General features: G+C 60.3%; 25 protein-coding genes. 14 read left to right on the forward strand and 11 right to left on the reverse strand.

The annotated features are described in order from the left end of the window. Positions 1–18: 18 nt before the first annotated feature. Genes ACZ9BE_RS08455 through pepN form a run of 6 tightly spaced genes read left to right on the forward strand, consistent with a single transcriptional unit; the run spans position 19 to position 6,536 of the window. Entirely contained in the window at positions 19–909 is an 891-nt protein-coding gene (locus ACZ9BE_RS08455; protein ID WP_041480619.1) for an NAD(+) kinase, read from the forward strand. Further along, positions 909–1,880: a metallophosphoesterase gene (locus ACZ9BE_RS08460; protein ID WP_476249230.1), complete on the forward strand. Its 972-nt coding sequence runs from the start codon at positions 909–911 to the stop codon at positions 1,878–1,880. The genes ACZ9BE_RS08455 and ACZ9BE_RS08460 overlap by 1 nt, the downstream gene beginning before the upstream one ends. Beyond that, a complete protein-coding gene (locus ACZ9BE_RS08465; protein WP_476249231.1) occupies positions 1,877–2,746 on the forward strand; it encodes a rhomboid family intramembrane serine protease in 870 nt (289 codons plus the stop codon). The genes ACZ9BE_RS08460 and ACZ9BE_RS08465 overlap by 4 nt, the downstream gene beginning before the upstream one ends. Before the next feature lie 34 nt (positions 2,747–2,780). After that, positions 2,781–3,041, forward strand: coding sequence for a YeaC family protein (locus ACZ9BE_RS08470; RefSeq protein ID WP_016774215.1), 261 nt, complete (start codon positions 2,781–2,783; stop codon positions 3,039–3,041). After that, positions 3,038–3,868: a DUF2797 domain-containing protein gene (locus ACZ9BE_RS08475; protein WP_016774216.1), complete on the forward strand. Its 831-nt coding sequence runs from the start codon at positions 3,038–3,040 to the stop codon at positions 3,866–3,868. Before ACZ9BE_RS08470 ends, ACZ9BE_RS08475 begins: the two co-directional genes overlap by 4 nt. 10 nt (positions 3,869–3,878) lie before the next feature. Next, entirely contained in the window at positions 3,879–6,536 is a 2,658-nt protein-coding gene (pepN, locus tag ACZ9BE_RS08480) for an aminopeptidase N (RefSeq protein ID WP_476249232.1), read from the forward strand. A gap of 172 nt (positions 6,537–6,708) precedes the next feature. Here pepN and katG read toward each other — a convergent pair whose 3' ends face one another. Beyond that, positions 6,709–8,985 carry a catalase/peroxidase HPI gene (gene katG, locus ACZ9BE_RS08485; RefSeq protein WP_476249233.1) on the reverse strand — a complete coding sequence of 759 codons (2,277 nt, stop codon included), beginning with the start codon at positions 8,983–8,985 and terminating at the stop codon, positions 6,709–6,711. A 260-nt stretch (positions 8,986–9,245) separates the two neighbouring features. On the opposite strand from katG, the gene ACZ9BE_RS08490 reads away from it, so the two are divergent. After that, entirely contained in the window at positions 9,246–9,674 is a 429-nt protein-coding gene (locus tag ACZ9BE_RS08490; RefSeq protein WP_460137897.1) for a hypothetical protein, read from the forward strand. 9 nt (positions 9,675–9,683) lie between these two features. Here the strand turns inward: ACZ9BE_RS08490 and ACZ9BE_RS08495 are convergent, their stop codons facing one another. Then, positions 9,684–11,894 (reverse strand): LTA synthase family protein, encoded by a 2,211-nt coding sequence (locus ACZ9BE_RS08495; RefSeq protein ID WP_476249234.1) that lies wholly within the window; start codon positions 11,892–11,894, stop codon positions 9,684–9,686. Between the two features lie 329 nt (positions 11,895–12,223). On the opposite strand from ACZ9BE_RS08495, the gene ACZ9BE_RS08500 reads away from it, so the two are divergent. Further along, positions 12,224–13,240 carry an ABC transporter substrate-binding protein gene (locus ACZ9BE_RS08500; RefSeq protein ID WP_476249235.1) on the forward strand — a complete coding sequence of 339 codons (1,017 nt, stop codon included), beginning with the start codon at positions 12,224–12,226 and terminating at the stop codon, positions 13,238–13,240. A gap of 220 nt (positions 13,241–13,460) precedes the next feature. Here the strand turns inward: ACZ9BE_RS08500 and ACZ9BE_RS08505 are convergent, their stop codons facing one another. Both ACZ9BE_RS08505 and ACZ9BE_RS08510 read right to left on the reverse strand, forming a co-directional pair. Continuing rightward, positions 13,461–13,940: a copper chaperone PCu(A)C gene (locus ACZ9BE_RS08505; protein ID WP_150742723.1), complete on the reverse strand. Its 480-nt coding sequence runs from the start codon at positions 13,938–13,940 to the stop codon at positions 13,461–13,463. Then, positions 13,940–14,545 (reverse strand): SCO family protein, encoded by a 606-nt coding sequence (locus tag ACZ9BE_RS08510; RefSeq protein ID WP_016774221.1) that lies wholly within the window; start codon positions 14,543–14,545, stop codon positions 13,940–13,942. The genes ACZ9BE_RS08505 and ACZ9BE_RS08510 overlap by 1 nt, the downstream gene beginning before the upstream one ends. A gap of 273 nt (positions 14,546–14,818) precedes the next feature. Between ACZ9BE_RS08510 and ACZ9BE_RS08515 the strand changes: the two genes are divergently transcribed. From ACZ9BE_RS08515 to ACZ9BE_RS08525, 3 genes are all read left to right on the forward strand, one after another. Continuing rightward, a complete protein-coding gene (locus ACZ9BE_RS08515) occupies positions 14,819–15,745 on the forward strand; it encodes a Gfo/Idh/MocA family protein (protein ID WP_476249236.1) in 927 nt (308 codons plus the stop codon). 129 nt (positions 15,746–15,874) lie between these two features. Continuing rightward, positions 15,875–16,504: an isochorismate family cysteine hydrolase YcaC gene (ycaC, locus tag ACZ9BE_RS08520; protein ID WP_016774235.1), complete on the forward strand. Its 630-nt coding sequence runs from the start codon at positions 15,875–15,877 to the stop codon at positions 16,502–16,504. Between the two features lie 154 nt (positions 16,505–16,658). Continuing rightward, entirely contained in the window at positions 16,659–16,859 is a 201-nt protein-coding gene (locus ACZ9BE_RS08525) for a hypothetical protein (protein ID WP_016774226.1), read from the forward strand. A 376-nt stretch (positions 16,860–17,235) separates the two neighbouring features. On the opposite strand, the gene ACZ9BE_RS08530 is transcribed toward ACZ9BE_RS08525, so the two are convergent. Both ACZ9BE_RS08530 and ACZ9BE_RS08535 read right to left on the reverse strand, forming a co-directional pair. Next, positions 17,236–17,973, reverse strand: coding sequence for an SDR family oxidoreductase (locus ACZ9BE_RS08530; RefSeq protein WP_353189038.1), 738 nt, complete (start codon positions 17,971–17,973; stop codon positions 17,236–17,238). Positions 17,974–18,099: 126 nt separating this feature from the next. Continuing rightward, positions 18,100–18,981: a helix-turn-helix domain-containing protein gene (locus ACZ9BE_RS08535; RefSeq protein WP_476250131.1), complete on the reverse strand. Its 882-nt coding sequence runs from the start codon at positions 18,979–18,981 to the stop codon at positions 18,100–18,102. A 258-nt stretch (positions 18,982–19,239) separates the two neighbouring features. Here ACZ9BE_RS08535 and ACZ9BE_RS08540 point away from each other — a divergent pair, with 258 nt between their 5' ends. Beyond that, the gene (locus ACZ9BE_RS08540) at positions 19,240–20,004 is read left to right on the forward strand and encodes an SDR family NAD(P)-dependent oxidoreductase (RefSeq protein WP_150635675.1); all 765 of its coding nucleotides are present in this window, start codon (positions 19,240–19,242) and stop codon (positions 20,002–20,004) included. A 173-nt stretch (positions 20,005–20,177) separates the two neighbouring features. Further along, entirely contained in the window at positions 20,178–21,095 is a 918-nt protein-coding gene (locus ACZ9BE_RS08545; RefSeq protein WP_095179591.1) for an AraC family transcriptional regulator, read from the forward strand. An 8-nt stretch (positions 21,096–21,103) separates the two neighbouring features. Here the strand turns inward: ACZ9BE_RS08545 and ACZ9BE_RS08550 are convergent, their stop codons facing one another. Together ACZ9BE_RS08550 and ACZ9BE_RS08555 are read right to left on the reverse strand one after the other, a co-directional pair. Next, positions 21,104–22,033, reverse strand: coding sequence for a LysR family transcriptional regulator (locus ACZ9BE_RS08550; protein ID WP_236169551.1), 930 nt, complete (start codon positions 22,031–22,033; stop codon positions 21,104–21,106). 94 nt (positions 22,034–22,127) lie between these two features. Next, positions 22,128–22,838, reverse strand: a complete 711-nt coding sequence (locus ACZ9BE_RS08555; RefSeq protein ID WP_041480604.1) for an SDR family NAD(P)-dependent oxidoreductase — start codon at positions 22,836–22,838, stop codon at positions 22,128–22,130. Between the two features lie 290 nt (positions 22,839–23,128). Between ACZ9BE_RS08555 and ycaC (ACZ9BE_RS08560) the strand changes: the two genes are divergently transcribed. Further along, complete coding sequence (gene ycaC / locus ACZ9BE_RS08560) at positions 23,129–23,758, forward strand: isochorismate family cysteine hydrolase YcaC (RefSeq protein WP_016774235.1); 630 nt, start codon at positions 23,129–23,131, stop codon at positions 23,756–23,758. 191 nt (positions 23,759–23,949) lie between these two features. On the opposite strand, the gene ACZ9BE_RS08565 is transcribed toward ycaC (ACZ9BE_RS08560), so the two are convergent. From ACZ9BE_RS08565 to ACZ9BE_RS08575, 3 genes are all read right to left on the reverse strand, one after another. After that, positions 23,950–24,648 (reverse strand): tRNA (adenine(22)-N(1))-methyltransferase, encoded by a 699-nt coding sequence (locus ACZ9BE_RS08565; RefSeq protein ID WP_476249237.1) that lies wholly within the window; start codon positions 24,646–24,648, stop codon positions 23,950–23,952. 129 nt (positions 24,649–24,777) lie between these two features. Continuing rightward, positions 24,778–25,827, reverse strand: coding sequence for an NAD(P)-dependent alcohol dehydrogenase (locus tag ACZ9BE_RS08570; protein WP_056784726.1), 1,050 nt, complete (start codon positions 25,825–25,827; stop codon positions 24,778–24,780). Between the two features lie 142 nt (positions 25,828–25,969). After that, positions 25,970–26,197, reverse strand: a complete 228-nt coding sequence (locus tag ACZ9BE_RS08575) for a hypothetical protein (RefSeq protein ID WP_056784730.1) — start codon at positions 26,195–26,197, stop codon at positions 25,970–25,972. Positions 26,198–26,285 lie beyond the last annotated feature (88 nt).

Genomic DNA, 26,285 nt, shown 5'->3' on the forward strand with positions numbered 1-26,285 from the left:
ATTGTCCGCAGAGGTCCCATGGAGCAATTTCGTAATATCGGCATCATCGGTCGCCTGGGCAGTTCCCAGGTGCTGGATACCGTCCGCCGACTGAAACGCTTTCTGCTCGACCGTCACCTGCATGTGATCCTCGAAGACACCATCGCTGAAGTCCTGCCCGGCCATGGCCTGCAAACCTCGTCGCGCAAGATGCTCGGCGAAGTTTGTGACATGGTCATCGTCGTCGGCGGTGACGGCAGCCTGCTCGGCGCCGCGCGGGCGCTGGCCAGGCACAATATTCCGGTGCTGGGCATCAACCGCGGGAGCCTTGGCTTCCTCACCGACATTCGCCCCGACGAGCTGGAAATCAAGGTCGCCGAAGTGCTCGACGGCCACTATCTGGTAGAAAACCGCTTCCTGCTGCAAGCCGAAGTGCGTCGCCATGGCGAGGCCATCGGCCAGGGCGATGCGCTCAACGATGTGGTGCTGCACCCGGGCAAATCGACGCGGATGATCGAATTCGAGCTGTACATCGACGGCCAGTTCGTCTGCAGCCAGAAGGCCGACGGCCTGATCGTCGCGACGCCGACCGGCTCCACTGCCTACGCGTTGTCTGCCGGCGGGCCGATCATGCATCCCAAGCTCGACGCTATTGTGATTGTGCCGATGTACCCCCATACCTTGTCGGGACGGCCGATCGTGGTCGATGGCAACAGTGAGCTGAAAATCGTCGTGTCCAAAGATATGCAGATCTACCCGCAGGTGTCCTGCGACGGCCAGAACCACTTCACCTGCGCACCGGGCGACACCATTACCGTGAGCAAGAAAGCGCAGAAGCTGCGCCTGATTCATCCGCTCGATCACAATTACTACGAGGTGTGCCGCACCAAGCTTGGCTGGGGCAGCAAGCTGGGGGGCGGAGGCGACTGATGCTCGATCCCGCGCGCAGTTACGACCTGATCGGTGACGTGCACGGATGCGCCATGACCCTCGAACACTTGCTGGACCGTCTCGGTTATCACAAGCAGGGCGGGGTCTGGCGGCATCCGTCGCGCATGGCAGTGTTCGTCGGCGACATCATCGACCGTGGCCCGCGCATTCGCGAGGCGCTGCACATCGTTCACGACATGGTCGAGGCGAGGCAGGCGCTGTGCATCATGGGCAACCACGAATTCAACGCGCTCGGCTGGGTCACCCCGGCGCCACCGGGTAGCGGCAAGCAGTTCGTGCGCGAACACACCAAGCGCCATGCGCGGCTGTTGCAGGAAACCCTGAGCCAATTCGAGGACCATCCCGGTGACTGGCATGACTTCCAGCAGTGGTTCTACGAGCTGCCGCTGTTCGTCGATGCCGGTCGTTTCCGCGTGGTGCATGCGTGCTGGGACGCCGGGCTGATCGAGCCGCTGCGGGCGTTGTTCCCCAATGGCTGCGTCGATGAACACTTTCTCCAGGCCTCGGCCGTTCCCGGCAGCTTCGCCTGCACTGTGTTCGATCGCTTGCTGCGTGGTACCGACATGCGTCTGCCGGGCGGCCTGACCATGACCAGCGGCGACGGTCTGGTGCGTTCGTTCTTCCGCACCAAGTTCTGGGAAGACGACCCGAAAACCTACGGCGACATCGTGTTCCAGCCCGATGCACTGCCGGAACCTGTCGCGCAGACGCCGCTGACGTCCACTGAAAAGAATTCCTTGCTGCGCTACGGCGTCGACGAGCCGTTGCTGTTCGTCGGCCACTACTGGCGCAGCGGCAAACCGGCGCCGATCCGCCCGAACCTCGCGTGCCTGGATTACAGCGCCGTGCTCTACGGCAAACTGGTGGCCTATCGTCTGGATCAGGAAACGCGCCTGGATCCGCAAAAATTTGTCTGGGTCGATGTCGAGCGGCCGGAGGTGCTGCAATGAGTGCGGTAGCGGTATTGCGCCTGCCGTTGGCGGTGGATCTGAGCGGTTTCGTCAAACTGCTGCAACGCATGCAAGTGCCCCATCGCGTCAGCGAAGAGGCGGGCAAACAGGTGCTGTGGGCACCAGAAGAAATCAGCGAAGACGTGCGTTCCTTGTACGAGCGCTTCCCGGCCGGCGACCCGGATCAGCAACTGGATGTACCCATGGGCCAGACCTTCAAGCGCCCGAGCTTCGCCGAGCAGCTGAAACACGCCAAAGCCACCGGATTGATTCTGCTGTTGAGCCTGATCGTCGGTGGTCTGACCTTCCTCGGCGAAAACCTCGAGACCTTGCGCTGGCTGACCTTCCTCGATTTCCGCGTGATCGGTGAGTACATCCACTTCACGCCGCTGGCCGACAGCCTCGCGGCGGGGCAGTGGTGGCGGCTGGTGACGCCGATGCTGATCCACTTCGGCATCCTCCATCTGGCCATGAACGGTATGTGGTACTGGGAGCTGGGGCGGCGCATCGAGTCGCGCCAGGGCAGCATCAACCTGATCGGCCTGACGCTGTTGTTCAGTCTGGTGTCCAACTACGCCCAGTTCGTCTGGAGCGGCCCGAGCCTGTTCGGCGGTCTGTCTGGTGTGCTTTACGGCTTGCTCGGGCATTGCTGGATCTTCCAGTTGCTGGCGCCGAACCCGGCCTATCGTCTGCCGCGCGGCGTGCTGGTGATGATGCTGGTATGGCTGGTGGTGTGCATGTCCGGGCTGATCTCGCTGATCGGTTTCGGCCAGATCGCCAACGCCGCGCACCTGAGCGGGTTACTCATCGGATGCTTTACCGGTTTGTTGGGCGGTTTGTATAACCGCCGTAAACTGGCCGTCTAACATTTTTGTTTCAGCAAAGAGCACGGAGACCCTGATGTCCTCTTTCAACGACATGATCAACAACATCACCCCGGACATCTACGAAAGCCTGAAACTGGCCGTGGAAATCGGTAAATGGTCCGACGGCAACAAACTCACTGCCGAACAGCGCGAGCTGTCGTTGCAGGCGATGATTGCCTGGGAAATCCAGAACCTGCCGGAAGACCAGCGCACTGGCTACATGGGCCCGCAAGAGTGTGCGTCGAAGTCGATCGAAGTGCCGAACATCCTGTTCAAGTCGGATGCCATCCATTGATCGAGATTGGCCGCGGTGCAATCAGCAAAATGTCGGCGCGTCTGGACGGGTCGAACGTGCAGTACGCGTTTCGTCTGGATGACGTCGAGGTGCCGGTCAATCCGTTGATCGGCAGCACGCTGCGTCTGGAGTTTTTGGGGGCGATTCACTGCACCCATTGCGGGCGCAAAACCAAAACCAGTTTCAGTCAGGGCTATTGCTACCCGTGCATGACCAAACTGGCGCAGTGCGACCTGTGCATCATGAGCCCGGAACGCTGCCACTTCGACGCCGGCACCTGCCGTGATCCGGTGTGGGGCCAGCAGTTCTGCATGACCGACCATGTGGTTTACCTGGCCAATTCGTCAGGCATCAAGGTTGGCATCACCCGTGCTACGCAGTTGCCGACCCGCTGGCTCGACCAGGGTGCGAGTCAAGCCTTGCCAATCATGCGTGTATCGACACGCCAGCAATCGGGGTTTGTCGAGGACCTGTTCCGCAGCCAGGTGGCGGACAAGACCAACTGGCGCGCGCTGCTCAAAGGTGATGCGGCGGCGGTGGATCTGGCGCAGGTGCGCGATCAGTTGTTCGAAAGCTGCGCCGAAGGCCTGCAAGGGTTGCAGGAGCGATTCGGCCTACAGGCGATTCAGACGATTGCCGATGTCGAACCGCTGGAAATCCGCTATCCCGTCGAGCAATACCCGGCGAAAATCGTCAGCTTCAACCTGGACAAGAACCCGATTGCCGAAGGCACGCTGCTGGGGATCAAGGGCCAGTACCTGATCTTCGACACCGGCGTGATCAACATTCGTAAATACACGGCGTACCAGCTCGCCGTGCATCAATAAGGATTCCAGCATGCGCACCGAACAACCGAAGATGATTTACCTCAAGGACTATCAGGCACCCGAGTACCTGATCGACGAAACCCACCTGACCTTCGAGTTGTTCGAGGACCACAGCCTGGTTCACGCGCAACTGGTGATGCGCCGCAACCCGGAACGCGGCGCCGGCCTGCCGCCGCTGGTGCTCGACGGCCAGCAACTGGAGCTGCTGTCGGTGACGCTGGCGGACCAGGAGCTGAGCGCCGCTGACTATCAAGTCTCGGACAGCCACCTGACTCTGCAGCCAACCAGTGAAACCTTCACCCTCGACACCAGCGTGCGCATCCATCCGGAAACCAATACCGCGCTGGAAGGCCTGTACAAGTCCGGCACGATGTTCTGCACTCAGTGCGAGGCCGAAGGATTCCGCAAGATCACCTATTACCTCGACCGCCCGGACGTGATGAGCAAGTTCACCACCACCGTCGTGGCCGAACAGCACAGCTACCCGGTGTTGCTCTCCAACGGTAACCCGATCGCTTCCGGCCCCGGCGAAGACGGCCGGCACTGGGCGACCTGGGAAGATCCGTTCAAGAAACCGGCGTACCTGTTTGCGCTGGTCGCCGGTGATCTGTGGTGCGTCGAAGACACCTTCACCACCATGAGCCAGCGCAATGTCGCGCTGCGCATTTATGTCGAGCCGGAAAACATCGACAAGTGCCAGCACGCGATGAACAGCCTGAAGAAATCCATGCGCTGGGACGAAGAGGTGTACGGTCGCGAGTACGATCTGGACATCTTCATGATCGTCGCCGTCAACGATTTCAACATGGGCGCGATGGAGAACAAGGGCCTAAACATTTTCAACTCCAGCGCCGTGCTGGCCCGCGCTGAAACCGCCACCGACGCCGCGCACCAGCGGGTCGAGGCGATCGTCGCCCACGAATACTTCCACAACTGGTCGGGCAACCGCGTGACCTGCCGTGACTGGTTCCAGTTGTCGCTCAAGGAAGGCTTCACGGTGTTCCGCGATGCCGGTTTCTCCTCGGACATGAACTCGGCGACGGTCAAGCGCATTCAGGACGTGGCGTACCTGCGTACTCACCAGTTCGCCGAAGATGCCGGGCCGATGGCCCACGCCGTGCGTCCGGACAGCTTCATCGAGATTTCCAACTTCTACACCCTGACCGTGTACGAAAAGGGTTCGGAAGTGGTCGGCATGATCCACACCCTGCTGGGCGCCGAAGGCTTCCGTAAGGGCAGCGATCTGTATTTCGAACGCCACGACGGTCAGGCCGTGACCTGCGACGACTTCGTCAAGGCCATGGAAGATGCCAATGGCGTTGATCTCAGCCAGTTCAAACGCTGGTACAGCCAGGCCGGCACACCGCGTCTGGCCGTCAGCGAGTCCTACGACGCTGCGGCGAAAACCTACAGCCTGACCTTCCGCCAGAGCTGCCCGCCGACCCCGGACAAGGTAGAAAAACTGCCGTTCGTGATTCCGGTCGAGCTCGGGCTGCTTGATAGCCAGGGCAACGAAATCGCCCTGCGTCTGGCTGGTGAAGCCTCGGCACAAGGCACCACTCGGGTGATTTCGGTGACCGAAGCCGAGCAGACCTTCACCTTCGTCGACATCAACGAACAGCCGCTGCCATCGCTGCTGCGTGGCTTCTCGGCGCCGGTGAAACTGAGCTTCCCGTACAACCGCGATCAACTGATGTTCCTGATGCAGCACGACAGCGACGGTTTCAATCGCTGGGATGCCGGTCAGCAACTGTCGGTGCAAGTGCTTCAAGAGTTGATCGGCCAGCATCAGAAAGGCGAGAGCCTGAAGCTCGATCCGCGTTTGGTGTCGGCGCTGCGCACGGTGCTGTCCGACGACTCGCTGGATCAGGCGATGGTTGCCGAAATGCTCTCGCTGCCGGGTGAGGCTTATCTCACCGAGATCAGCGAAGTGGCCGACGTCGAGGCGATTCATGTCGCGCGCGAATTCGCCCGCAAGCAACTCGCCGAAGGTTTGTTCGAAGCGCTGTGGCTGCGTTATCAGGCCAACCGCGATCTGTCGAAGAAAACTCCGTACGTGGCTGAGGCCGAGCACTTCGCCCGTCGCGCCTTGCAGAACATCGCCCTGTCGTACCTGATGCTCAGCGGCAAGCCGGAAGTGTTGGCAGCGGCGCTGGAGCAATTCGAGGCTGCCGACAACATGACCGAGCGCCTGACCGCGCTGGCGGTGCTGGTCAACTCGCCGTTCGAAGAGCAGAAGGCCCTGGCACTGGCCAGCTTCGCCGAGCACTTCAAGGACAATCCGCTGGTCATGGACCAGTGGTTCAGCGTGCAGGCCGGCAGCACCTTGCCGGGCGGTTTGGAGCGGGTGAAGGCGTTGATGCAGCACCCGGCGTTCAACATCAAGAACCCGAACAAGGTGCGGGCACTGATCGGCGCGTTCGCCGGGCAGAACCTGATCAACTTCCACGCGGCGGACGGTTCCGGTTATCGCTTCCTTGCCGATCTGGTGATCGAACTGAACGGCTTCAACCCGCAGATCGCCTCGCGCCAACTGGCCCCGCTGACCCGCTGGCGCAAATACGACAGCGCGCGCCAGGCGTTGATGAAGGCTGAACTGGAGCGGATTCTGGCGTCCGGGGCGCTGTCTAGTGATGTGTATGAAGTGGTGAGCAAAAGCCTGGCGTAACGCCGATTAAATGTTGGGGCCTTTAATTGATCGTTCCCATGCTCTGCGTGGGAATGCCTCTCTCCACGCTCTGCATCGGCTTTGGGACGCAGAGCGTCCCACGCGGAGCGTGGGAACGATCAACAAAAAAATGCCGCTCAACGAGCGGCATTTTTATTGGCACAACAAACAGCTATTTACGCAGATCAAACCGATCCAGATTCATCACCTTCGTCCATGCCTTGACGAAATCGTTGACGAACTGCGCCTTCGCGTCGGAACTGGCGTACACCTCGGCCAAGGCGCGCAATTGCGCATTGGAGCCGAACACCAGATCCACCCGCGTCGCCGTCCACTTTGGCGCCCCGGTCTTGCGGTCACGGCCTTCAAACTCATCGGCATCCCGTGACGTTGGGGTCCACTCAACTCCCATGTCCAGCAGGTGGGTGAAAAAGTCATTGCTCAGCGTTTCGGTTTTATCGGTGAACACGCCATGCCGGGTCTGGCCGACATTGGTGTTCAATACCCGCAAACCACCCAGCAGCACGGTCATTTCCGGTGCCGTGAGCGTCAGCAACTGCGCCTTGTCGATCAGCAGCGTTTCCGCCGCAACCGTGTATTTGCCTTTGCTGTAATTGCGGAAACCATCGGCGATCGGTTCGAGGAAGCCGAACGATTCAACATCGGTCTGCTCCTGCGAAGCATCGACGCGGCCTGGCGAGAACGGCACCGACACTGAATGCCCGGCGTTCTGCGCGGCTTTTTCCACTCCGGCATTACCGGCCAGGACGATCAGGTCCGCCAGCGAGATTTTCTTGCCACCGGCGGCGCCGTTGTTGAACTCGCTCTGAATGCTTTCCAGCGTGCTCAGCACTTTGTCCAGTTGTTCGGGCTGGTTGGCCTGCCAGAACTTCTGCGGGGCCAGACGCAAGCGTCCGCCGTTGGCGCCACCGCGCTTGTCCGAACCGCGGAAGGTCGATGCTGCAGCCCACGCGGTCGAAACCAGTTGCGACACTGACAGTCCTGAATTCAGCACCTTGGTTTTCAGCGCCGCAGCGTCGCTGTCGTCAATCAGCGGGTGCGTCACGTCGGGCAGCGGGTCTTGCCAGAGCAGCTCCTCTTGCGGCATTTCCGGGCCGAGGTAGCGAGAGAGCGGACCCATGTCACGATGGATCAGCTTGTACCAGGCGCGGGCGAATGCGTCGGCGAGCTGATCGGGATTGGCCAGGAAACGCCGGGAAATCTGCTCGTATGCAGGATCGAAGCGCAACGCCAGGTCGGAGGTGAGCATGGTCGGCGAGAGCTTCTTGTTCGGATCGTGAGCGTGGGGAACGGTGCCTGCACCCGCGCCGTTTTTCGGTTGCCACTGATTGGCGCCCGCCGGGCTTTTGGTCAGCTCCCACTCGAAGCCGAACAGGTTTTCCAGATAGTTGTTGCTCCACTGCGTTGGCGTGGTGGTCCAGGTCACTTCCAGACCACTGGTGATGGTGTCGGCGCCTTTACCGGTGCCGAAGGCGTTTTTCCAGCCCAGACCCTGTTGCTCCAGACCGGCCGCTTCCGGTTCGGGGCCGACATTGTCAGCCGGGCCGGCGCCATGGGTCTTGCCGAACGCGTGGCCGCCGGCGATCAGCGCCACGGTTTCTTCGTCGTTCATGGCCATGCGGCCGAAGGTTTCGCGAATGTCCTTGGCCGAGGCCACCGGATCCGGGTTGCCTTCCGGGCCTTCAGGGTTGACGTAGATCAGGCCCATCTGCACGGCGGCGAGGGGATTTTCCAGATTGCGTTCGCCCTGATCGGTGCGGCTTTCTTCACGGCCATGCAAATCGGGCTCAGCCACCAGCGTGCCGTCACCGGGCTCTTGCACTGGGCCATTACTCTTGCCGTAACGGTTGTCGCCGCCCAGCCACTCGGTTTCCGAACCCCAGTACACGTCTTCATCCGGTTCCCAGACATCGGCGCGGCCCCCGGAAAAACCGAAGGTCTTGAAGCCCATGGATTCAAGGGCGACGTTGCCGGTGAGCACGATCAGGTCGGCCCAGGAAATGTTGCGGCCGTATTTCTGCTTGATCGGCCACAGCAGACGGCGGGCCTTGTCGAGGCTGACGTTGTCCGGCCAGCTGTTGAGCGGGGCGAAGCGTTGCTGACCGGAGCCGGCGCCGCCACGGCCGTCGGCGGTGCGATAGGTCCCGGCGCTGTGCCAGGCCATGCGCACGAACAGTGGGCCGTAATGGCCGAAATCGGCTGGCCACCAGTCCTGGGAATCAGTCATCAGTGCTTTGATGTCTTGTTTCAGCGCCTGGAAGTCGAGGCTTTTGAAGGCTTTGGCGTAGTCGAAGTCCTGGCCCAGCGGATCGGACTTGGGGGAATGCTGGCTGAGGATTTTTAGATTGAGTTGATTCGGCCACCAGTCACGGTTCGTCGTACCTCCACCGGCGGCGTGGTTGAACGGGCATTTCGATTCGTTTGCCATGTTCGGATCCCTATCAGGTCTGCGGCCGGCTCGTGCCGACTTCGGACTGGTAAGGCTAGACCCGAGTTGGCAAGTCGGCTAATAGCCGCAGTCTTGGCAGGCGATAGGCAGGCTCTTTTGCTACCTCGATATCGTGATGCAAAAGCGGCGTTATTTCGAAGCGATCTTAAAAACTGTCAGCTTTGACAGTGGTTGATACCACGCAATCACAATATGTTGGAGTCAACGCAACGTCACCTTCACCTCAAGGGAATATCGACATGTCTCAGGACGAAACAAGTGACCTTCTGAACAAACGAAATGCTACCGGTAGCTTTGTCGCGTTTCTCGATGACGTTAAATTTTTGGAGAGCAAGTTATGTGTTTATGCAGAGACCGAGACGGAATTTATCATCATCGGAACTGACGATTTTATACACACGGTCGAGTTGTCTGTGCCGAATGCGTTGGAGGGAGATGGTCCTCACACAGTGACTTTTCCAACCATGGGACGGTATTGGAAGGTTGTGATCAATCATTTTGACCAACCTATTATTGAGGGTGAACTCATCGTCACCTTTGCCAATTTTCGCAAAAACGTAGCAGGCACTTTTGCTCTGGATCTGGGAAAAGCCAGGAAAGTGACAGGCAAATTCGATCTTACACTCGATACCCCGAAGCAAAGTGACAGGCGAGTGCAGCCTTTATAAATAAAGACGTCAACTCGATTGCGCGGTGTCGTCCTCGGGCACGTCATCAAGAATGTCATCCTGCCCAGGCAGTTCAGTGATCACGCTGAAGTCCGATACTTCAACCGCGCCATTGCCGTAGCCCAGCAAATGAAACGAGAAGGCTTTGCGCGGCTGCGGGTTTTCAAAGCTGAAATCCATCTCCAGCGGCTGATCCGCCGTGGCGACCATTTCTGCTGGCAGGCCCAGTTGCACGTCCCGTTCAAATTCCTTGGCCTTGAGCTGAATGTACGCCGCCTGCTGCGGATCGACCGAGCGCACGGTCAGGCGCACGCGGGTGTGCGAGCCTTTGGGCATTTCCAGGTATTGCGCGCCGATCAGGTTGTCGGCCCAGTCATCCTTTATCTGCGCTTGCAGAGGGATGATGTTGTTGCTGCCGAACTGGTAGCGATGATTGAGCGGTGTGCGCAGCAAGGACAGGTCCAGCGCATCGGCGCGCGCGGCGATTTGCCGGGCCGGGTGGCCGCTGTAGGTGCCTTTGTATGTGGCACTTTCGGCGATGAAGCCGGTGCTTTGGTAATAGCGGCAGCGGCGCGGCAGATCGCACTCGGAGAAGATGCCCTGACCGTTGTGGTAGCGCAGTTTGCCGTTGGTGAACGACATGATTTCTCGCCCCGAATCGTAGTCGCGAAACAGCGACCGCCCGCTCAGCGCAGTCGGCACCGGCAGGTCGAAATAGTCGAGGATCGAGGTGCTCAGATCGACGTGGCCGTAGACCCCGGCATTCAGACGCGGCAGTTGCGCCTGCTCCGGTGCCAGCGTCAGGTTGAAACCCCACGAGGAGGCCAGCCGCACGCCGTCGATGCCATGGGATTCATCCGAGGTGATCACCACCAGTGTGTCCTTGAGAACGCCCTGGCGCTCCAGCCCTGAAAGAAACTGATCCAGCGCATCGTCGAGATAACCGACGGCAGCCTGCTTGGGCGTCTCATAACGCTGCAGATAATCCTCCGGTGCGGAGTAGGGCTGATGGGTGCCGACCGTCAGCAGAGTCAACATCCACGGCTGCTTTTGCTTTTTCAACTGGCCGACGTAATCCAGCGCACCTTCAAAAAACGCCTTGTCATCCTTGCCCCACGGGAACTCCAGATAGTTGCTGTTGCTGAACCATTCCAGGCCGTGGGTCGCATCGAAACCGATGTGCGGCATGATCTTGTCTTTGGCCATGAAGCGCAGGCCGGCGCCCTGCAAATAATGAGTGCTGAAGCCGTGTTCGCGCAGCTGCGCCGGCAGGCAGGCCTGATTGCGTTCGTTGAGGGTGAGCATTTCCACGCCTTTGGGCGTGCCGTTGTTGAGCTTGTCGTAGTCACCGCACAGCATGGCGTACAGACCGCGAATGGTCTGATGGGTGTGCAGCACGTAATCCGGAGTGTTCATGCCGCGCTCGGCCCAGCGGCTGAGGTTGGGCATCAGGTCTTCCTGGTAATGACTGCCGATCGCTTCGCGGTTGGCGCGGATGTAGGCGCCGGGGATTCCTTCCAGGGCAATGATCAACACATTGCGCGCCTGACCCGGCGCGGCGAGCAGCTTCTGGCCAATGAGATCGACATCGGTGAGCCCGGCCATCGCCGGTGTCGGTTCTTCGACGTCGCCGTCCAGCCACTCCTCGGCCTGGATCTGCAAGTCGGCCACTTCGCTAGCGAGCAATTGATGCGGCAGGTTGTACAGGCGCCAGGCGTCGCCGTCATTCGGCCACAGGTTTAGCGCGCCCCAGTGCGCGGCGAACAAAACGATCGGCGCTGCCCAGGCCGCGCGCGGCAATGCCGGACGAGCCAGACCGCGCCCCACAAATTGGGCCAGCAGCCAGAACACCAACGCACCCAGCAAGGCAATGGCCAGGGCAGGGTGCGCAAGTCCGCCGCCAGTGGAGTTCTCGACGAACTGCGGGTCGATCAGGTAGTGAACATCCGAAGGCGTCGGCAGGCGGCCGACGGCGCTGACCAATTCTGCCGTGGCGATCGCCAGCAGCGCCCAAATCACCAGCACCGGCAAGGCCAGCCACCACGTACGGCGATGCAGCGCTACCACCAGCAGACTACCCACGGCCAGATCCGACAAAAAGCCCAGCGGTGTCGACCAGCCCAACGCTGCACGCAGGCACACCGGCACGATCATTACCAAAACGATTAGAGAAAGAAGGCGGGCATTCGGCCGCCGCAGCCAGTTGAAAAGAGCGCTCACAAAAAAGGCCTGCTTGTCATCAAAGGGTCAAAAAAGTGTGGGTGATGATACCAAGGGCAGGAAGGCTGATCGGCTTTTTAAAACCTGCGGCCGGCGATCCCCGAAACGGCGCGTGCCCATAGCGGGCGTGGGTTGTGGGGCGCAGTGCCATTTTTCCCGAGGGCAGTTTTTTGTTTCAGACTGTTGTAGGTTCATCCACTGCTCCTGAATTCCAGCAGCAGACGTCAAATCGCTCAGTGCTATCGATATGCGATAAGGATATTTAATTTCTATTTTTTATAGCTATAAAGTCAGGCCTTTCAGCCCACCCCCCATGCTGCGAGGTTGTCATGGCCACACCGTTCAAACGTTCTGCGCTGACTCTGTTGGCCGCTACTCTGGCAGCGGGTGCGCTGTTCAGTAGCGGCGCCCAAGCCGAGGGCAGGATCAGCATCGCCCAGCAATTCGGCATTGGTTATCTAATCCTTGATGTCGTGCGCGATCAACAACTGATCGAGAAGCACGGCAAGGCTCAGGGGCTGGACATCAAGGTCGACTGGAACAGCATTTCTGGCGCCACGGCCATGAATGAGGCGCTGCTCACCGGAGCGCTGGACGTCGTCTCGGCCGGCGTGCCGCCTATGCTCACAGTGTGGGACCGCACCAAGGGCAAGCAGAACGTCAAAGCCATCGCCGCGCTGGGGTCGATGCCCAATTACCTGCTGACCAACAACCCGAACATCAAAACCCTCAAGGACTTCAGCGACAAGGACCGTATCGCCGTGCCGGCCGCAGGCGTAGGTTTTCAGTCGCGCACCCTGCAAATTGAAACCGCGAAAGAATTCGGCGACGACCAGTTCAAGAAATTCGACAACATTTCGGTCAGCCTGCCGCACCCTGACGCCACCGCCGCGCTGATCGCCGGCGGCTCGGAAATCAATTCGCATTTCTCCAGCCCACCGTTTCAGTACCAGGCTCTGCAAAACCCCAACGTGCACAAAGTGCTGAGTTCCTACGACATCCTCGGCGGCCCGGCGACGTTCAACGTGCTCTACACCACAGAAAAATTTCACGATGAAAACCCGAAAACCTACAAGGCGTGCTACGACGCACTGGCCGAAGCCGAGCAGATCATCAAGGCCGACAAACCCGCCGCTGCCCAGGCCTATATCCGCGCAGAGCAATCGAAACTGCCCCTGGCTCTGGTCGAGCAAATCGTCAAAGACCCGGAGATCGACTTCACCGTCGTACCGCAACGCACGTTCATCTATGCCGAGAAACTGCAGGAACTGGGTGTGTTGAAAAACAAGGCGGCGAGCTGGAAGGATTACTTCTTTGAAGAAGCGCATGGTGGTGCGGGGAGTTGAGGGAATGGGCATCAGCCGGAACTACTGTAGGAGTGAGCTTGCTCGCGAAAGCGGAGTTTCAGCCACAGATGAGTTGACTGACCTGACGCCTTCGCGAGCAGGCTCGCTCCCACAGGTTTAGCGGCGTAAGCCTTCTTCCGGCCAATAAAAAACGGGGCGGCCCGATCATCGATCAGGCCGCCCCGTTTTTCTGTCAGGCGAACAGTCTTTCCGTCAGCGATCAATGCATCTTGCTGTGATCGTGGCCGCCCATGTTGGTCAGCGCGCGGACTGGTGCCTTGACCTCAATGGTTTCTTTCTCGCCCTTGGCGTTTTCCACTGTCAGGGTCAGCGGCACGCTGTCGCCTTCCTTCAACTGACCGCTCAGGCCCATCAGCATGACGTGGTAGCCGTTCGGGTCGAAGCTCACGGCTTTGCCGGCAGGCAGCTCAACGGACTTCACCGGGCCCATGGTCATCACATCGTTCTTCATGCTCATTTCATGAATCTGAACGTCCTTGGCCACTGGCGAGGCAACGCTGAGCAGCTTGCTGTCGGTGTCGGCAGTGACGGTCATGAACGCGCCGCTGGCGGACTGGGTCGGCACGGTGGCACGGACCCAGGCATCGTCGACTTTGGTCTGCGCCGACACCTGGAAGGCCAGGCCGAGCAGGGACAGTGCACATACGGTGCGTTTGAGGTGATTCAGAACGGGATGCATCAGCAGACCTCCATAACAGTAAGCAAATCTTCCGTGCACTCTTGGGCTGTCAGCGAAGTGGACAGGCCCAGGCGCAACTCACCACGCGAGTCGTAGACGTAGCTGGTGGACGTATGGGAGATGGTGTAGGTGTCGCCGGCCGGGACTTTCTCGTAGAACACGTCGAATTCCTTGGCGGTGGCCTTGGTTTCCTCAAGTGTGCCGTACAGCGCGACGAAGCTCGGATCGAAGGCTTTGACGTAGGCGTCGAGGATCTGCGGTGTGTCGCGCTCAGGGTCGAGGGTGATGAACACCACTTGCAGACGGTCGCCGTCGCGGCCCATGAGTTTCTTGATCTGCGCGGCGCGGGCCAGGGTGGTGGGGCAAACGGCCGGGCATTGGGTGAAGCCGAAGAAGATCATCGGCATCATCCCGCGAAAGCTCGACAGCGACATGGTTTCGCCTTCGGGGTTCTTCAGCTTGAAGGTGCGTCCGAGGATCTTGTCGCTCAGATCCTTGCCGTACTTGTACGACAGTTGGCCACGGGTGTCGCAACCGGCGAGCAGGCCGAGCCCGAGCACGCCCATTCCCGCAAGTACCTTGCGGCGAGTCAACAAAGCCGTCATCTAATACCGCCTTTTGCAGCCCGCGAGTCGGCAGGACTGGCGGGGGGTTAACCGTAAAAGCGCCGCATGATAGCAAACTGAGGCTGATCGCCGGCTGCCGATCGCCGCGCGGTGCGGGATCGGACGACAAAAGGTGTAAGAAGAAATGACGAATAAGCGATGCGTTCGCCGCGACCAAACTTGATTTAAATAGTATGACGATTGGACGCGAGCGCAGAAACACGTACTCTTGCCGCTGCGCTGCAAAGACCAAAACAACAACAGGAGTCTGTAATGCAACCGATTCGTCTCGGCCTGGTGGGCTACGGCAAGATCGCCCAGGATCAACACGTTCCCGCCATCCTCGCCAATCCGGCGTTCCAGTTGGTGGCGGTCGCTACCCAGGGCAAACCTTGCGCCGGGGTGGAGAACTTCCAGTCGCTGGGCGAACTGCTCGAAAACGGCCCGACTGTCGACGCAATTGCGTTCTGCACGCCGCCACAGGGGCGCTTCGCACTGGTGCAACAGGCGTTGGCGGCCGGCAAGCACGTGCTGGTGGAAAAACCGCCCTGTGCGACATTGGGCGAGGCCATGGCCCTGGTCGATCAAGTCGCCGAACAAGGCGTCAGCGCTTTGTTCGCCTGGCACTCGCGCTACGCACCGGGCATCGCCGCCGCCCGCGACTGGCTTGCCAGCCGCACCCTGCAAAGCGTGCAGATCGACTGGAAGGAAGACGTACGCAAGTGGCATCCGGGTCAGGCATGGATCTGGCAACCGGGCGGCCTCGGCGTGTTCGATCCGGGCATCAACGCTTTGTCGATCATCACCCACTTGCTGGCGCTGCCGCTGTTTGTCGAAGCCGCCGAACTGCGCGTGCCGAGCAACTGCCAGTCGCCGATTGCCGCCTCTATCAAAATGTCCGATGCGCGTCGGCTCGACGTGCGTGCCGAGTTCGATTTCGACCATGGCCACGATGAACTGTGGAGCATCGAAATTCGCTGCGTCGAAGGCGTCCTGCGTCTGGACAATGGCGGCGCGGTGCTAAGCATCGACGGCGTGAAGCAAAGCGTGTCGGAGGAGGGCGAGTACGCAGCGGTCTACCGCCACTTCCAGCAATTGATCAGCGACAAGGCCAGCGACCTCGATCTGCAACCGTTGCGCCTGGTGGCGGACAGTTTCTTTGTCGGCAGCCGGGCGTTGGTTGAGCCGTTTTACGATTGAAGTGGATTGTCCGGTTTGAGTGGACGGTGAAACGCTTTTCAGCCGATTTATCCTTTTGCTGTGCGTCAGTAATCTGTACCCAACTTGAACGCAACAACAAAACTCCAAACTTGAAAAGGGACGCACACCATGACCACTCCAACCTACAACCGCCTGAACAAAGACGACGCTATCGTGCTGCTGGTTGATCACCAGACCGGTCTGATCTCGCTGGTGCAGGACTTCTCGCCGAACGAGTTCAAGAACAACGTGCTGGCGCTGGCGGATCTGGCCAAGTTCTTCGACCTGCCGACAATCCTCACCACCAGCTTCGAACAAGGCCCGAACGGCCCGCTGGTACCGGAGTTGAAAGAGATGTTCCCGGACGCGCCGTACATCGCTCGCCCAGGTCAGATCAACGCTTGGGACAACGAAGACTTCGTCAAGGCAATCAAGGCCACCGGGCGCAAGCAGATCATCATTGCCGGTGTCGTGACGGATGTGTGTGTAGCGTTCCCGACCCTGTCGGCGCTGGCGGAAGGTTTTGATGTGTTCGTGGTGACTGATGCGTCCGGCACTTTCAACACCACCGTGCAGCAAGCCGCATGGAGCCGCATGACTCAGGCTGGCGCGCAGATGATGAACTGGTTCTCTGTAGCCTGTGAGCTGCACCGCGACTGGCGCAACGATATTGAAGGTCTGGGTAACCTGCTGTCGCAGCGTATTCCCAACTACCGCAACCTGATGAACAGCTACTCGGCGCTGACGCAGCAGAAGTAAGCCTCCTACACAACGCAAAAGCCTGCTTTAAACAGCAGGTTTTTTGCGTTCAGGGCCGGCCGGCGAGTCACCGTTCGTCCATTGCCGGGCACTTGTCACGCGCCGGCATTTCACACGTTCAGGTATCTATCGCTGAATCACATCGGAGACCGACATGGACATTGATGAAAACGCACCGGGCAACCAGTCGCAACAAGCCGTGACGCGCACCACCGACAACGAGACCGGGCACGATCCCAAGCGGGAAAATCCCGAGGTGCCTTTGCCGCCGGACGATGAGGCACCGGTCGAGGAAGATATGTCAGATGTGGATGCGGCCAACTCGGTGTCAACCGAACATCCGCCGTCACGCTGATCGAGCGATTTAATCGATGCCTCCCACTCTGGAATTAGAGTGAGAGGCTCTCCCGCGGACCCTGATGCAGTTCAGTCACCGACATCGTGAAAACCAGTATCGACCGGCCAGGGTTGGAATATCCGTGCGCTAAATCCCCGGTGGGAGCGAGCCTGCTCGCGAATGCGGCGGCACATTCAACATCTTTGCCGACTGACCCAGCGCATTCGCGAGCAGGCTCGCTCCCACAATGTTCCGTGTTGACCATTGATTTGATTGCGCCACAAAACCCTGTGGGAGCGGGCTTGCCCGCGAAGGCGGCGGCACATTCAACATCTTCGCCGACTGACCCAGCGCTTTCGCGAGCAGGCTCGCTCCCACAGATTCACTCCTGGCCTCAGTAAGGGCTCGCGGTCGGGCGCACGATCAGTTCGCTGACGTCGACATCCGCCGGTTGTTCGACGGCATACGCAATCGCGCGGGCGATGGCTTCGGCGGGGATGGCGATCTTGCGGAATGACTTCATCTCTTCGCGACCGCCTTCATCGGAAATGCTCTCGGCCAGTTCCGATTCGGTCACGCCCGGTGCGATGACGGTGACGCGGATATCGCCGCCCACCTCCTGACGCAAGCCTTCGGAAATCGCCCGTACGGCGTATTTGGTCGCGCAGTACACCGCTGCGGTGGGGCTGACGGCGTAGGCGCCGATCGAGGCGATGTTGATGATCTGCCCGGCGCGCTGGCGCTGCATCAACGGCAGACTGGCGGCGATGCCGTGGAGCACGCCACGGATGTTGACGTCGATCATGCGGTTCCACTCATCGACCTTCAGCGCGTCCAGCCGCGACAACGGCATGACCCCGGCGTTGTTGACCAGCACATCGACACGGCCGTAATGCTCCACGGCAAAATCGACGAAGCGCTGCACATCCTGCTGATCGGTGACGTCCAGTGCGCGGAACTGCGCTTGGCCACCGGCGCCGTTGATCTCTTCGGCAATCACGGCCAGACGCTCGGTGCGCCGTGCGCCCAACACCACTTTGGCGCCACGTTCGGCGAGCAGGCGTGCGGTGGCTTCGCCGATGCCGCTGCTGGCGCCGGTAATCACGATCACTTTGTCTTGAATGTTCAGCATGATGTCGTCCTCTTCAATGTGCCCGTGAGTGGGCTTGGAAGAAGATTAAGTGCTGGGGCTCATGGGTTATTAATCGATTCCTCCACGGGATTTGCCCAATTCTGCTGCATCGCTTTTCGACAGGTTTCAGGCCCCACGTGGCGCATCGCGGTAGGCACTAGGCGTGACGCCGACTTCACGGCGGAACACCTGGGAAAAGTGGCTGGGGCTGGAGTAGCCGACTTCCAGGCCAATGTCGATCACGCTGCGTGCGGTCTCCAGCAACAGATGACGCGCGCGGCTGATGCGCAGGCGGATGAAGTATTGCGAGGGCGATAAACCGGTAGCGCGTTTGAAGGTGCGGCTGAAGTGGTAGTCGCTCAGCCCGGCGATGGCGGCCAGATGACTGAGACTGAAATCCCCCGCCAGATGCGCATTCATGGCTTCGATCACCCGGCGCAGTTTGTAGGCGGGCAGGGCGTTGTCGCGGCGTGGGTTGCTGTCGGGGTCGAGGTAATCACGCAGCAGATGGATCGCCAACGCCTGAGCCAGGCTGTGCACCAGCAGTGCACTGGGCTGGCGCTGTTCGGTCAGTTCGACGCGCAGTTGCTCAAGAATGAAGCTGACCTGCTCGTCACGCGCACCGGACACATCGACAAACGTCACCGCACCGGCCTGTTCGCCGAACGCTTCGCGCGCCGCTTTTTCGATCAGGCCCAGACCGAGGTAGAGGTGCATGACTTCGAAGACCTCGCAACCTTCGGTCTGCCAGCGCATTTCGTAGGGTTCCCGGGTGTTGGTCAGGAAAAAATCGCCCGCCGTGACCTGGCTCGCCTGCCACTCTCCGCCCAACGAACGTTCTTCGACCCGGGCAGTGCCGGCCAGTACCAGCACCAGCAGCGGTTCGGCCACGCACGGCACGCGGATCGGCTCAAGCAGGGTTTGATGGCGGAACAGCTGCACCACCGCATCCTTGATCTGCGGCCGCGGCGTGGTCGTTTCCGCAACACCGGGCAGATGCTCCGGCATGGCTTCGGCGGCGATGCGCGCGGGCTGGCTGATTGTCGGTGTAGCGGGGCTGGAAGAGGGCACAGGACGCTCCATGAAAAGCTTCGGCTGCGAATGATTTTGAAGGTTAGGGCGGGCGAACGAGAAACTCCAGCGCAAAACTCCGACAGTCCCGGCAATCGCCCGAAAGCCCGGCGGCGGCCAGTGCGCGACAGTGAAGCCGTGTTCACGACCGCGCCATCAGGCGCAACACCGATTCGCTATCGAGGAGTTAAAACCATGACTGATTTCAACCACAACCTGCCCCAAGAAGTCGCCGGTAAAGTTGCACTGGTCACTGGCGCGGCCAGTGGTATCGGCAAAGCGATTGCGCTGATGCTGCACGCTCGCGGCGCCAAGGTGATTGCCGAAGACCTCAACCCGGCTGTCGAAGAACTGGCTCGTCCCGATCTGGTGCCGCTGGTGGCGGACATCACCGAGGACGGCGCCGCCGAACGCGCAGTAGGCCTTGCCGTCGAGCAGTTCGGGCGCCTGGATATTCTGGTCAACAACGCCGGGATCATCATCAACAAAGCCGTGATCGACATGAGCCGCGACGACTGGGAAAAGATCCAGGCAGTGAATGCCACGGCAGCCTTCCTGCACTGTCGCGAAGCGGTGAAAGCGATGATCCCGAACAAGTCCGGTGCAATCGTCAATATCGCCTCCTATGCCTCGTACTTTGCCTTCCCGACCATCGCCGCCTACACCGCTTCCAAAGGTGCGCTGGCACAACTGACCCGCACGCTGGCCCTGGAAGTCATCGAGCACGGCATTCGCGTCAACGCGATCGGCGTCGGCGATGTGGTGACCAATATTCTCAACGATGTGGTCGAGGACGGCCCGGGCTTCCTCGCGCAGCACGGCGAAGCAGCGCCAATCGGTCGGGCGGCGCAGCCGGAAGAGATCGCCGAGATAGTGACCTTTCTGGCCTCCGACCGCGCCAGTTTCATGGTCGGCTCGGTAGTCATGGCCGATGGCGGCATGACGGTAACGGCAGGCTGATAGCAGTGCGGCAAACCATGGGCACGTCAGATGATGTGCCCATGGTTTACCCCGATCTGACCGACGCAGAATCAGGCAAATCTGCAGCATCTTTGATCTAGTCGCCGCTGGGTAAAACTGGCTAATCTTCCTGGGCAGTTGACCTACCTTCGTCTGCTTTCGAGGCCCTTTGCATGGATAACCACGACGCTTCCATCCTCCACGACACGGCGGTGTATCGCGCCGAGCTGGTGCGCTTGCTGACTCAGCGCTTCGATGCGCCAGGCACCTACGAAACCGCGATTGCGCCGCTGCACGTGATCCGTCTCGATGGGCCGTCCGAGCTGATCCATGTCGTGCACCGCCCGGCGCTGTGCCTGATCGTGCAGGGCCGCAAGGAAGTCGGGCTGGGCGACGAACGTTTCCTCTACGACCCGTTGAATTACCTGGTGGTGTCGGTGACGTTGCCGGTGTCGGGACGGGTGATTGAAGCCTCACCCGAGGCGCCGTATTTTTGCGTACGGCTGGACTTCGATCCCGCGCAACTGACGCAACTGATTGCCGAGTCGCCGCTGACCGGCATGCCGCAAGACGCCGGGCGCGGCATGTTTCTCGACAAGATCGACGTGACCCTGCTCGACACCATGTTGCGTCTGGTGCGCCTGCTGGATAATCCGCGCGACATCGGCATGCTCGCACCGATGGTGTTGCGTGAGCTGTATTACCGCCTGCTGCGCGGCCAGCACGGGCATCTGCTGTATGAAATCGCCGTCAGCGATTCGCAGACCCATCGGGTCACGCGGGCCATCGACTGGCTGAACAAGAATTTCACTGAACCGCTGCGCATCGACGCGCTGGCGCAGGTGGCCAATCTGAGCAATTCGGCGCTGCATCACCGCTTCAAAGCCGTCACCGCCATGAGCCCGCTGCAATATCAAAAACAGCTGCGCCTGCAAGAGGCGCGGCGGCTGATCATCAATGAAGGGCTGGACGTCTCCAGCGCCTGCTACCGCGTCGGCTACGAAAGCGCTTCGCAGTTCAGCCGCGAATACAACCGCCAGTTCGGCTGCCCGCCGTCCAAGGAACTCAGCCGCCTGCGCCAGACCGGTTGACGCCCTGTTTAGCGCGCGGGTTCCGCCCATTCCTCACGAAACCCCAGCAGAAAATCCACAAATGCCCGCACCCGTTGCGGCACATAGCGGCCGTGCGGGTAGAGCAGGGTGTAGGGGCGCGAACGTCCGGCGTACGGCTGCAGCACTTCAATCAGGCGGCCATCGGCGAGTTCCTGCTCGACGATGAACCGGTAAGTCTGAAACAGCCCGGCGCCGTGCTTGGCCAGCGTCACGCCGCCGAGCACATCGTCGGAACAGGAATAGCCACCGTCGGAAATCACTTCCAGGTCCCGGCCGTTTTCCTGAAACAGCCAGGAAATCCGCCGCCCGCTGCTGGGCAATTCGAACTGGATGCACTCATGCGCAATGAGATCGTCGAGGGTCTGCGGCGTGCCGGCTCTATGCAGATATTCGGGGGCGGCGACCACCACCAGGGCGGCGTCTTCCAGCAAGCGCGCGATCAGGGTCGAGTCCGGTTGCGCGCGTACGCGTATCGCCAGGTCGTAGCCTTCTTCAACGAAGTCGATATTGCGATTGCCCAAGTGCACGTCGACCGTGACCTCGGGGTACAACGCGCGAAATTTCGGCAGCAGCGGCAGGATGCGGTGATGCCCGTACGTGGTCGGCAGGCTGATGCGCAGTCGACCCGACGGCGAAGTCTGTGCGCCCATGACTTCCTGCTGCGCTTCGACCAGTTGCGTCAGCGCCTGGCTGCATTGTTCGAAGAAGCTGCGTCCGGCGTCGGTGAGGCGGATGCTGCGCGTGGTGCGCGCGAACAGTCGCGAACCCAGGCGTTGCTCCAGACGCAGAATCGACCGGCTCACCGCAGCGGGCGTGACCCCGGCCAGTTGCGCGGCGGCGGTGAAGCTGCCGGCTTCGGCGGCCAGGCAGAACAGTTCGATACTGCCTAACTGCAAATCTTCAAAATGGCGTTTCATTGTGGCTCGCACCGAGGATCGACGGACGTTCATCCTCTGTGTACCACAACCAACGACGCCGCCGGTATCCACCGGCGGCGTTGCAGGGTTTCGATCAATGGCCGGCGCTCTGGCCACCGTCGACATGCAGGATCTCGCCAGTGACGAAATTCGCCCCGTCGAGGTAGAGGATCGCTTGCACGATGTCGTCGATTTCCCCCATGTGGCCGACCGGGTGCAGGCTGCCCAGCGCCTGATGGGTTTCCTCGGCGTGCATCGGCGTTTTGATGATGCCCGGCGATACCGCGTTGACCCGAATGCCACGCTTGGCGTACTCGATCGCCAGGGATTTGGTCGCGGCGTTGATGCCACCTTTGGTCAGCGACGCCAATACCGAAGGCACGCCGTCGATTGCATGATCGACCAGGCTGGTGGTCACGCTGACGACGTGGCCGTTGCCGTGTTTTTCCATCTCGGCGATGGCCAGTTGCGAGATGTAGAAGAAGCCGCTCATGTTGGTCGCCACGACCTGGGCATAGTCCGCCTGGCTGTAAGCGGTGAACGGCTTGGCCAGAAAGATCCCGGCATTGTTGACCAGCGTATCGACGCGACCGAAGCGGGCAACGGCGGCACGAATCACGCGCTCGGCGGTTTGCGGATCGGCAATGTCGCCGGCAACGGTCAGGACATCCGGGTCACTCGACTCTTTGATCGAGCGCGAGGTTGCGACCACTTGATGGCCAAGGGCGCGAAAGCCTTCGACCAGACCTGCACCAATGCCTTGCGAGGCGCCGGTGATGACAACTACTTTTTTCGATGTGCTCATGATGATTTCCTCTGTCGCTGGCCCGTCAGGATGGCGGGTGGCTGTTGGAGAGGACTTTAGGAAGTTGCGCGGAGTTGATAAATGGGGGCTGAGGTACATCATTTGTACTTCGGTGTATCTAATCAGAACGGCCTGCACGCGCTTTTTTAGGAGTGAGCCGTTTTCGATTGTCCTGTTCAGGTGGACGGTGAAACGCTTTTCAGCCGATTTATCCCTTTGCTGTGCGTCAGTAATCTGTACCCAACTTGAACGCAACAACAAAACTCCAAACTTGAAAAGGGACGCACACCATGACCACTCCAACCTACAACCGCCTGAACAAAGACGACGCTATCGTGCTGCTGGTTGACCACCAGACCGGTCTGATCTCGCTGGTGCAGGACTTCTCGCCGAACGAGTTCAAGAACAACGTGCTGGCGCTGGCGGATCTGGCCAAGTTCTTCGACCTGCCAACCATCCTCACCACCAGCTTCGAACAAGGCCCGAACGGCCCGCTGGTGCCGGAGCTGAAAGAGATGTTCCCGGACGCGCCATACATCGCTCGTCCAGGCCAGATCAACGCCTGGGACAACGAGGACTTCGTCAAGGCGATCAAGGCCACCGGGCGCAAGCAGATCATCATTGCCGGTGTGGTAACGGATGTGTGCGTAGCGTTCCCGACCCTGTCGGCACTGGCGGAAGGTTTTGATGTGTTCGTGGTCACCGATGCGTCCGGCACCTTCAACACCACCGTGCAGCAAGCCGCATGGAGCCGCATGACTCAGGCTGGCGCGCAGATGATGAACTGGTTCTCTGTAGCCTGTGAGCTGCACCGCGACTGGCGCAACGACATCGAAGGCCTGGGCAATCTGCTGTCGCAGCGCATTCCCAACTACCGCAACCTGATGAACAGCTACTCAGCGCTGACGCAGCAGAAGTAAGTTCACCACCCACGAAAAAGCCTGCTTTTAACAGCAGGCTTTTTTTTTCCGACGGCTGCGGCCAACTTGGTTGCTGTGTAGCTTGCCACACCGCTTTCGCGAGCAGGCTCGCTCCCACAGTTGACCGTGTTCCCTCAGGAGAAATGCAATTTCCTGTGGGAGCGAGCCTGCTCGCGAAGACGGCGGCACAGTCACCCGAGCAATTCACTGATCCACTGCATCTCTTGCTTCAGCGCAAGAATTTTGTCCTCCGGCAACGTCTGTTGCGCTCTCGTAAACTGCCCCAACGTCTTTTGCCGCTGCTTCAGCCTGCGTTGCCATTTGTGCAGAAATGCCGAGCCGCGCGCCTGCAGATGCAGCGGTCCGAAAAACAGTTCCCTGGCATCGTAAGTCACCGGATCAGAACCGCGCTCGGCAACGATAATTTCGTAGTCGAAGCGATTCTCGTGCAGCACCTCTTCACAGACGATGCGGTAGCCGTTATCCATCAACCACTGCCGCAGCGCTTGCTCGCCGCCGTTGGGTTGCAGGATCAAGCGTTCGTGGCCGCTGAGATGGGCTTTACCACTGTCGAAAATATCGCGAATGGTTTCGCCACCCATGCCGCACAGGGTGATGGCGCTGATGGCGTCGCCAGGTTTGATTGCCGCCAGACCATCGGCCAGGCGCACGCTGATCTGGCCGTGCAGGTCGTTGTCATTGACAGTGCGTTGCGCCGCGTGGAACGGCGTCAACGCGACCTCGCCAGCGACCGCTGCTGTTATCAGGCCCCGGCGCAGCAAGGCCACCGGCAGGTAAGCATGATCGGAGCCGATATCGGCCAGTCTCGCGCCAAGCGGCACATGGGCGGCGACGCGCTCAAGACGCATGGACAATGTTTGTTGGTTCAACGCAAACCCCTGTTCACCCTGCGGTGGAAAAAAGGGGTGCGACTCTGGCGAGCAACGCTGGCGCTGTCAATTACGCGATGGAATTACTCGAACCATCGGCAGCACGGCGCTGCCGATGGGCGCTTGCGCTTAGCCGGCGAGCGTTGCGTTGTCGATGACGAAGCGGTATTTCACATCGCCCTTGAGCATGCGCTCGTAGGACTCGTTGATCTGATCGGCGCGGATCAACTCGATGTCGGAGACGATGCCGTGCTCGGCGCAGAAATCCAGCATTTCCTGGGTTTCAGGGATGCCGCCGATCATTGAGCCGGCAATGGTGCGCCGCTTGGTGATCAGGTTGAACACGTTTGGCGACGGATGCGGCGAGGCGGGCGCGCCGACCAGGGTCAACGCGCCGTCGCGCTTGAGCAGGACGAGGAAGGCGTCGAGATCGTGCGGGGCTGCGACGGTATTGAGGATGAAGTCGAAGCTCTTGGTGTGTGCCGCCATTTCCTCGGCATTGCGCGACACCACCACTTCGTCCGCGCCCAGTGCCTTGGCCGCTTCGCGCTTGGATTCGGAGGTGGTGAAGGCGACCACGTGGGCGCCCATGGCGTGGGCCAGTTTGATGCCCATGTGGCCGAGGCCACCGATGCCGACCACGCCGACTTTCTTGCCGGGGCCAGCATGCCACTGACGCAGCGGCGAGTAGGTGGTAATGCCGGCGCAGAGTAGCGGTGCGACGGCGGCCAATTGCGCCTCGGGATGACGGATGCGCAGCACATAGCGCTCGTGCACGACGATATTTTGCGAGTAACCACCGAGGGTCCAGCCCGGTGCGTCCGGGGTCGGGAAATTGTAGGTGCCGATCATGCCGTCGCAGTAATTTTCCAGGCCGGATTCGCAGTCATCGCAGTGCTGGCAGCTGTCGACGATGCAGCCGACACCGACCAGATCGCCGACCTTGTAGTCCTTGACGTGATCGCCGACCGCCGAGACGCGGCCGACGATTTCGTGGCCCGGGACGCAAGGGAATTGCGTGCCGGCCCATTCCGCGCGCACCTGGTGCAGGTCGGAATGGCAGATGCCGCAGAAGGCGATATCGATCTGCACGTCGTGCGCCGCCGGAGCACGGCGGTTGATCTGCATGGGCTCAAGGGGTTTGTCGCCAGCGTGGGCGCCGTAGGCTTGTACGAGCATGTGAGCATCCTCCATGGGGTTGTCGGACGCCCATTGTTGCGCCTGGGTCGGAGCGCGAAGTAGTGCATTTCTGTGAAATGCTTGCCTGATTCTGCTGTTGATTGCGCAACCGAAAGGCAGCCGTATGGCTGCCGTTTCAGGCTCAACGCGGATTGGGCTGGTCGTCCATCTCGGCGTTATCGGTTTCCTGACGTACACGCTCCGGATCCAGGCCGGTACTGTCATCGTCCAGCGGGATTTCGCCTTCATTGTCGGGCAGTTCGTCGATGCCGCGTTCCTTCATCGGATCGACCTCGGTACGCCCCGGACTCAGCGGGTCGGGCGTGGTTGGGAGCGGATCGTCACCTTGCTTGCCTTGATCGTTATTCATCTCACACCTCGTCATGGCCGTTTTCTAAGGCTTGTGCAGGTTGGAGGTGCGGATGATTTTCGCCGTTCGATTTTTTTGCCTGCCTTCG

This window comes from Pseudomonas sp. TE9122, assembly GCF_056278925.1.